Annotated in this window: 11 protein-coding genes and 1 pseudogene; 7 read left to right on the forward strand and 5 right to left on the reverse strand. The window is 67.2% G+C overall.

Annotated elements, in window-relative coordinates; genetic code table 11:
- Nucleotides 1-8: 8 nt before the first annotated feature.
- Nucleotides 9-800 (reverse strand): TSUP family transporter, encoded by a 792-nt coding sequence (locus tag Q0379_RS07550; protein ID WP_299006523.1) that lies wholly within the window; start codon nt 798-800, stop codon nt 9-11.
- A 66-nt stretch (nt 801-866) separates the two neighbouring features.
- Nucleotides 867-1,256 carry a DUF6481 family protein gene (locus tag Q0379_RS07555; protein ID WP_066682579.1) on the reverse strand — a complete coding sequence of 130 codons (390 nt, stop codon included), beginning with the start codon at nt 1,254-1,256 and terminating at the stop codon, nt 867-869.
- A 360-nt stretch (nt 1,257-1,616) separates the two neighbouring features.
- Between Q0379_RS07555 and Q0379_RS07560 the strand changes: the two genes are divergently transcribed.
- The 5 genes from Q0379_RS07560 (at nt 1,617) to Q0379_RS07580 (ending at nt 4,224) form a co-directional block, all read left to right on the forward strand.
- Entirely contained in the window at nt 1,617-2,000 is a 384-nt protein-coding gene (locus Q0379_RS07560) for an AtpZ/AtpI family protein (protein WP_299006533.1), read from the forward strand.
- Between the two features lie 5 nt (nt 2,001-2,005).
- A complete protein-coding gene (locus Q0379_RS07565; RefSeq protein ID WP_299006536.1) occupies nt 2,006-2,767 on the forward strand; it encodes a F0F1 ATP synthase subunit A in 762 nt (253 codons plus the stop codon).
- Nucleotides 2,768-2,814: 47 nt separating this feature from the next.
- Nucleotides 2,815-3,039 carry a F0F1 ATP synthase subunit C gene (locus Q0379_RS07570; RefSeq protein ID WP_004615714.1) on the forward strand — a complete coding sequence of 75 codons (225 nt, stop codon included), beginning with the start codon at nt 2,815-2,817 and terminating at the stop codon, nt 3,037-3,039.
- A gap of 125 nt (nt 3,040-3,164) precedes the next feature.
- Complete coding sequence (locus Q0379_RS07575) at nt 3,165-3,704, forward strand: hypothetical protein (protein WP_299006544.1); 540 nt, start codon at nt 3,165-3,167, stop codon at nt 3,702-3,704.
- A gap of 10 nt (nt 3,705-3,714) precedes the next feature.
- Entirely contained in the window at nt 3,715-4,224 is a 510-nt protein-coding gene (locus Q0379_RS07580; RefSeq protein WP_299006547.1) for a F0F1 ATP synthase subunit B, read from the forward strand.
- Nucleotides 4,225-4,329: 105 nt separating this feature from the next.
- On the opposite strand, the gene Q0379_RS07585 is transcribed toward Q0379_RS07580, so the two are convergent.
- From Q0379_RS07585 to Q0379_RS07595, 3 genes and pseudogenes are all read right to left on the reverse strand, one after another.
- The gene (locus tag Q0379_RS07585; protein WP_299006550.1) at nt 4,330-4,773 is read right to left on the reverse strand and encodes a hypothetical protein; all 444 of its coding nucleotides are present in this window, start codon (nt 4,771-4,773) and stop codon (nt 4,330-4,332) included.
- Entirely contained in the window at nt 4,770-5,189 is a 420-nt protein-coding gene (locus Q0379_RS07590; RefSeq protein ID WP_299006553.1) for a hypothetical protein, read from the reverse strand. The genes Q0379_RS07585 and Q0379_RS07590 overlap by 4 nt, the downstream gene beginning before the upstream one ends.
- 131 nt (nt 5,190-5,320) lie before the next feature.
- A pseudogene (locus Q0379_RS07595) lies at nt 5,321-5,905 on the reverse strand (aminomethyl-transferring glycine dehydrogenase subunit GcvPB); the annotation flags it as partial.
- Between the two features lie 93 nt (nt 5,906-5,998).
- On the opposite strand from Q0379_RS07595, the gene Q0379_RS07600 reads away from it, so the two are divergent.
- Complete coding sequence (locus tag Q0379_RS07600; protein ID WP_299006556.1) at nt 5,999-6,322, forward strand: hypothetical protein; 324 nt, start codon at nt 5,999-6,001, stop codon at nt 6,320-6,322.
- Nucleotides 6,319-6,505: hypothetical protein (locus tag Q0379_RS07605; RefSeq protein ID WP_299006559.1), on the forward strand; the 187-nt coding region annotated here is incomplete at its 3' end. The genes Q0379_RS07600 and Q0379_RS07605, both read left to right, overlap by 4 nt.

Raw genomic sequence — 6,505 nt, forward strand, 5'->3', positions numbered from 1 at the left:
AAGACGCGCTATCCGCCGATAAGATTCATCACCGCCATCCGCAGCGGATTGGCCGGATCCGCCAGCAGCTTCACCGCCATCGCGCACGAGATCACCACCAAGAGCGGCCGGATCAGCTTGGGCCCAAAGCGCATGGCGAGCCTCGATCCGACCTGCGCGCCGATGAACGCGCCGACCGCCATCGCCAGGCCCACGGGCCAGACGACCACGCCCTTCAGCGCGAACAGCGTCAGGCTGCCGAGATTGCTGGCGGCGTTGGCGAGCTTGGTGTGAGCGGTGGCCTTCAGGACGCCATAGCCCAGCAGGGTGACGATCGCGACCATGTAGAAGGCGCCCGCGCCCGGGCCGAAGATTCCGTCGTAGAAGCCGACCAGCGGCGTGACGAAACAGGCGAACGGAATGAGCGCCATGCGCGGGGCGACGTCCTCGCTCTTCAGGGCGCGCGAGAAACCGAAATAGAGGGCGATGGCGATCAGCAGCACGGGCACGATTGCTCGCAGCAGCTCCGGCGACAGCAGGCTGGCGCACAGGGCGCCGCAAAGCCCCGCGACGGCGGCCGCCAGGGCGACGGGCCAGGCGGTCTTCCAGTCGATCAGGCCGCGCCGGGCGAAGGCGCTGGTCGAGGAGATGGCGCTGACCGCGCCTTGCAGCTTATTGGTGCCAAGCGCCTGGACGGGCGAGAGACCCGCCAGCAGCAGGGCGGGCAGGGTGACGAGGCCGCCGCCGCCGGCGATGGCGTCCAGCGCCCCCGCGAGGGCGCCGACCACGAACAGGCTGGCGATGACGTCTAGGGAAACCATGAGCGGCTCATGGTCCCGTTCGACGCATCAGGCAAAGAAAAAGGGGCCCGAGAGGCCCCTTGATCCTTAACCCAGCAGGTGAGCCCACTGGTGGGCGCGCGACTGCTTGCTATTGGTCGTCTTGCCCAGGGCGCGCAGTTCGTCGCGCTCCTTGGCCTTTTCTTCCTTGCGGACGCGCATCTCGGCGGCTTCGAGAGCCTTGCGCTCCTTGCGCTCGGCGCGCTTGGCGGCCATCAGCTCTTCCTGGCGAGCCAGGGCTTCGAGGCGGGCCTTTTCCTTGGCTTCGGCGCGGGCGGCGCGGACGGCTTCGAGTTCGGCGGCGCGAAGCTCTTCGCGCTTATCGAAATCCGGATCCTGGACCGTCGGCTTGGCCTTGAACTTGGCCAGCATGGCCTTCTTGGCTTCCTGTTGCGCGGCGAGGCGATCGGCGAATCCGGTGTTCTTCAGGTGCGACATGAATCTTCGTATTGTTTGGAGGCGGCGGCTCTAAAGCCCAGATCGACGAAAAAATCAATGCGTCATCGAGGCCGAGCCGCTCCTTGCCTAGGGGGAGCGGCGCTTAAAGAACGCCTGCTAGATAGGAAGTCGTTCCCGATCCGAAAGACCCCGCCTCGCCCTCCCCGCGGGAAGATTGGGGTCGGTTTTGCCCGCCTGACGGAGGGGAAGGCGAAAACTTCAAATATTCCGGCCACTTGCCTTGCGCAGCGGTCACCTTGACGCACCGCAGCGAGGTCTATAGGTTCCGCGCCGATCAAGCCGGCCGGAAGAGCGCTTTTTTATGGCGCGTCCTCGGCGCTTTCGGACCTGCCGCTTCCCATGCCCAAGGCCGACGAACCGAACGACAAGGCTCCGCACAGCCTCGACGCTCGGCTCGCCGCATTTGAGGCGCGGAGGGCGGCGGAAAAGCCCGTCAAGGCCCAGTCCGAGAGAGCCCAGCAGGACGGCTACCGTCTGCTGGCGGACCTGATCGGGGGCGTTTTGGTGGGTCTCGGCTTCGGCTGGCTTCTCGACCACTACGTCCACACGAGCCCCTGGGGCATGGTCGGCGGTCTGCTGATCGGCCTCGGGCTCGCGATTTTCTCCATCGTCCGCAAGGCGATGAAACTGAGCGCGCAGGCGTCGGCCCCGTCCCCGGTTCCGGGGAAGACCGACGGAGACACGGGAGACGGGCCTACCGTCCCCAAGCAGAAGAGAGACTAGGGCCGATGGCCGATCCGATGCACCAGTTCCAGATCCAGAAGATCGTGGAACTGCCCACCGTGACCGTTCCGGGCCTGGGCGCCATCGATCTTTCGATCACCAACTCCGTGGCCGCGATGATGTCGGCCGCGCTGCTGATCATCGGCTTCTACAGCCTGGCGGCCCGCAAGGCCGTGGTGCCGGGCCGCCTGCAGGCGGTGGGCGAGATGCTCTACGGCCTGGTCGACGGGCTGGCGGAATCCATCATCGGCCACGACGGCAAGAAGTTCCTGCCGTTCGTGTTCACGCTGTTCTCGTTCGTGCTGTTCATGAACATGCAGGGCATGTTCCTGGTCTTCACCGCGACCTCGCAGCTGGCCGTGACCCTGACGCTGGGCCTGATGGTCATCCTGACCGTGGTCGCCGTCGGCTTCGCCAAGAACGGCCTGAAGTTCTTCAAGCTGTTCGCCCCCTCGGGCGTGCCGTGGCCGCTGTACTTCCTGCTGGTGCCGATCGAGATCCTGTCGTTCCTGATCCGTCCGATCACCCTCGGCCTTCGTCTGTTCGGCAACATGCTGGGCGGCCACGTGGTGCTGAAGATCTTCGCCGGCTTCGTGATCGCCCTGGGCGGTCTCGGCGTGCTGGGCTGGGCGGGTTCCGCCCTGGCCCTGACCTCGGTCGTCGCCCTGACGGCCCTCGAGTTCATGGTGGCCTTCCTCCAGGCCTTCGTGTTCGCGGTGCTCACCTGCGTCTATCTCAACGACGTCGTGCACCTCGACAGCCACTGATCAACCTTTAGTCTTTCAACCAATACCCTTCTCAAGGAGTCTCAATCATGGACGCTGCTGCTGCTAAGTACATCGGCGCTGGTCTGGCCATGCTCGGCATGATCGGCGCGGGCGTGGGCCTGGGCGTGATGTTCGGCAACTACTTCCAAGGCGCCCTGCGCAACCCGACGGCCGCCGCTCAAGAGCGCCCGATGCTGTTCCTGGGCATGGCCCTGACGGAAGCCCTGGGCATCTTCGCCCTGGTTATCGCCTTCCTGATCCTGTTCTCGTAATCCGATCCCCGGGGCGCGGCGCTTCACCGGAAGCGACGCGCCTCGATTTCTGTTTTCTCGCGCTTTCTGGAGCGGGCCGGATCACGGTCCGCTTCAAGCGCAATAGCTGAGAGGCGCCTTCGCCCATGGCGACGGAACATCAAGGCACGACCGAGACGACGGAAGCCCCCAAGGGCCACGAAGGCGGCGGCGGTCTTCCGCAGCTGCAGTTCGAGCACTGGGGCGGTCAGATCGTCTGGCTCCTGCTCATCTTCGCCGTGCTTTACGCGGTGCTGTCCAAGGGCCTCCTGCCCCGCGTCAGCGGCGCGATCGAGGAACGCGGCGCCAAGATCGCCGGCGACATCGCCGACGCCCGTCGCATGAAGGACGAGGCCGAGGCTCAGGCTCGCGCGGCCGCCGCCGAGGTGGCCGAGGCCCGCGCCAAGGCCCAGAAGACGGCCGCCGACGCGAAGGCCAAGGCTTCGGCCGAAGCCGCCGAGCGTCAGGCCAAGGAAGAGGCCGCCCTGGCCGAGAAGCTGGCCGCGGCCGAGGCTTCGATCCAGACCGCTCGCGACCAGGCCATGAGCCAGGTCCGCGTGGTGGCTCAGGACACCGCCGGCGCGATCGTCGAAAAGCTGACCGGCAAGGCGGCCTCGGCCGCCGAGCTGAAGTCGGCTCTGGCTTAAGGGACGGACCATGGAACACGAATCCCTGTTCAGCCTCTCGAACCCGGAATTCTGGGTTCTGGTCGCCCTGGTGGTCTTCTTTGGCCTGCTGGTCTTCCTGAAGGTCCTGCCGGGCGCCCTGTTCGGCGCGCTCGACAACTACTCGGCCAAGATCAAGGCCGAGCTGGATGAGGCCCAACAGCTGCGGGAAGAGGCCCAGGCCCTGCTCGCGGACGTGAAGGCCCAGCGCGACGAGGCCGAGCGCCAAGCCGCGGCCATGCTGGAAGCCGCCAAGGCCGACGCCAAGCGTCTGGCCGAGGAAGCCAAGGAAAAGCTCGAGGAGCAGATCAAGCGCCGCGCCGAGATGGCCGAGCGCAAGATCGCCCAGGCCGAGGCGCAAGCCGCCGCCGACGTGAAGGCCGCCGCGGTGGATCTCGCCGCCCAGGCCGCCGAGACGGTCCTCGCCGCCCGCCTGGCCGGCGCCAAGACCGACCCGCTGGCGGACGCCGCCATCGGCCAGATGGGCGCCAAGCTGCAATAGCGGCTCGCGACATCGGGTAGACAAAAAGAAGGGCGCGGATCGCAAGGTCCGCGCCCTTTTCTTGTTTGGATCCCTCTCTCTAAGAGAGAGGGTTTGGTCGAAGTCCTACGCCGCTGTCGCCCGCTTCCGCTCCACGTAGTTCTTCACGCGCTTGCGGGTCTTCTTCAGCAGCCGCCAGCGGGCCTTGCGCAGGACCAGCTTCTCGGTGCGGAGCATCTGTTGCCAGACGACCAGCAGCACCTCGGGCTCGCGGCGCATCAGGCGCCGGATCGGGAACACCAGCTTGGGGTGGCGGCGCTGCCAGCGGATGAAGGTCTTCCGGGCCTGGAACGAGTAGCGCAGGACGATCATGAGGCCGATGACCAGCAGCGGCAGGCCGACGTGCCCCGGCAGCGGCGTCAGCACCGCGCCAGCCAGGATCACCAGGGCGCCGAAGCCGATGGCGATCCAGCGAAAGGCGCGCGCGGCCGACTCGCGCAGCAGCAAGGCCAGGCGCGCGCGGCGCCGAACCCTGTGCTTGATGTCGATCGTCGCGACCGTGGGCGTCACTGTCCGTTGCGCCTCGCCGCCCGGCGCTTCAGCGACTTGCGCCAGCGGACGGCCACCCGCCAGCGGCGCGGCACGACCAGGCGTTCGATGCGCAGGGCCTGCTGCCAAGCCACCAGCACGACCTCTGGCTCGCGACGCAGCAGGCGGCGCAGCGGGAAGATCAGCTTGGGGTGAGCGTGCTGGAAGCGCACGAACTGCTTGCGGGCCTTGAACGAGTTGCGCAGCACCAGCATCAGGCCGACGACGGTCAGCGGCAGGCCCATCGGGCCCGGCAGCGGCGCGATGACGATGCCGCAGATCACCAGCAGCACGCCCAGACTGACCAGAATGACGCGCAGGAATCGCGCGATGAGCTCACGGGCGAGGTCATCGGCGGTGCGTCGGGCGCGCGGCATGGCAAGGGCGATGGCGGTCATGGGAGGACAACGAGCTTGCGCGCCGCATGCTCCCTGGATCACCCAGTCAACCCCGACGCGCCCTCCCGATATGTGGAGCCAGGAGGGCGCCGTAAAGGCGCCCTCTGGTCGCAAGGGGGGTATGGAGAATGCTATTCAGCCGCCAGTGGCGCCGCGGCCACAGGTTTCCACTTCAACCGGGGCTTGCGGGCCGCCTGGGTCTCATCCAGGCGCCGGAGCGGGGCGTGGAACGGGGCGCCCTTGAAACGCTCCGTATCCCCCGCCTTGGCGGCGCCGGCCAGGGCCCGGAGCGCGCCGATGAAGCGATCCAGCTCCTGACGGCTCTCCGTCTCGGTCGGCTCGATCAGCATCGCGCCATGCACCACCAGCGGGAAGTACATGGTCATGGGGTGGAAGCCCTCGTCGATCATCGCCTTGGCGAAGTCGAGCGTGGTGACCCCGGTGCCTTCCAGCCAGGCGTCGTCGAACAGCGCCTCGTGCATGCACGGACCGTCCGGGAAGGCCGGGCTCATCACGTCCTTCAGGCGCGCCTTGATGTAATTGGCGTTCAGCACCGCGTCCTCGGCCGCTTGCTTGAGCCCATCCGCGCCGTGGCTCAGCATGTAGGCGTAGGCGCGGACATACATGCCCATCTGGCCGTGGAAGGCGCTCATGCGGCCAAAAGCGGTCTTGGCGTCGTCGTCGCCGGCGTGCTCGGCCAGCGCAAAGCCGTTGTCCGGGGCATCGCCCGAGATGCGGGCCAGCTCGTCGGCGCCGAAGCTGGCGATGCTCACCTCGCCCAGGCCCGACAGGTCGGTGGCGAACAGTACGTGTCGATAGTCCTGCATGACGCGATCTCCGGGCTGCACTGGGCGGGACCGATCCGCGCCCGGGGAGTCTCAGGCGACGGCCGGCAGACGTCCGGCTGCGACGAGCCGGTGGCGTTCGGTGGTCAGGTCGCGGTGCGTGCGGCCGAACTCCCCGAAACTGAGTTCGCCGCCAATCTGCCGAAGTGGCGCGCGGCGATCGACAGCGGGCGCAAATCGGCCGACGACATCATCGCGATGGTCAGCACGCGCGGCGTGCTCAGCGATGAGCAGAAGCGGCTGATTCGCGAAGCGGCGCCGACCAAGGCGGAAGGGGACGCGGCATGAAAACCGTCAACCTCATCCAGGGCTCGCCCGATTGGCACGCGCACCGCGCCGCGCACTGGAACGCGAGCGATACGCCAGTGATGCTCGGCATCAGCCCGCACGCATCGCGCCTGGAATTGCTGCACGCGATGCACACCGGCGTAGGTCGCGAGTTCAGCGCCTACGTGCAGAAGATCCTCGACA

Origin of the sequence: uncultured Caulobacter sp. (genome assembly GCF_937900395.1) — a bacterium.
Taxonomy (GTDB): Bacteria; Pseudomonadota; Alphaproteobacteria; order Caulobacterales; family Caulobacteraceae; genus Caulobacter.

What these genes read in the sequence shown, in the direction of transcription:
- Q0379_RS07565 (WP_299006536.1), top strand. Translation starts at nt 2,006, where the DNA reads ATGGCCGATCCGATGCACCAGTTCCAGATCCAGAAGATCGTGGAACTG.
- Q0379_RS07580 (WP_299006547.1), top strand. Translation starts at nt 3,715, where the DNA reads ATGGAACACGAATCCCTGTTCAGCCTCTCGAACCCGGAATTCTGGGTT.
- Q0379_RS07550 (WP_299006523.1), bottom strand. Translation starts at nt 800, where the DNA reads ATGGTTTCCCTAGACGTCATCGCCAGCCTGTTCGTGGTCGGCGCCCTC.
- Q0379_RS07570 (WP_004615714.1), top strand. Translation starts at nt 2,815, where the DNA reads ATGGACGCTGCTGCTGCTAAGTACATCGGCGCTGGTCTGGCCATGCTC.
- Q0379_RS07560 (WP_299006533.1), top strand. Translation starts at nt 1,617, where the DNA reads ATGCCCAAGGCCGACGAACCGAACGACAAGGCTCCGCACAGCCTCGAC.
- Q0379_RS07575 (WP_299006544.1), top strand. Translation starts at nt 3,165, where the DNA reads ATGGCGACGGAACATCAAGGCACGACCGAGACGACGGAAGCCCCCAAG.
- Q0379_RS07555 (WP_066682579.1), bottom strand. Translation starts at nt 1,256, where the DNA reads ATGTCGCACCTGAAGAACACCGGATTCGCCGATCGCCTCGCCGCGCAA.
- Q0379_RS07590 (WP_299006553.1), bottom strand. Translation starts at nt 5,189, where the DNA reads ATGACCGCCATCGCCCTTGCCATGCCGCGCGCCCGACGCACCGCCGAT.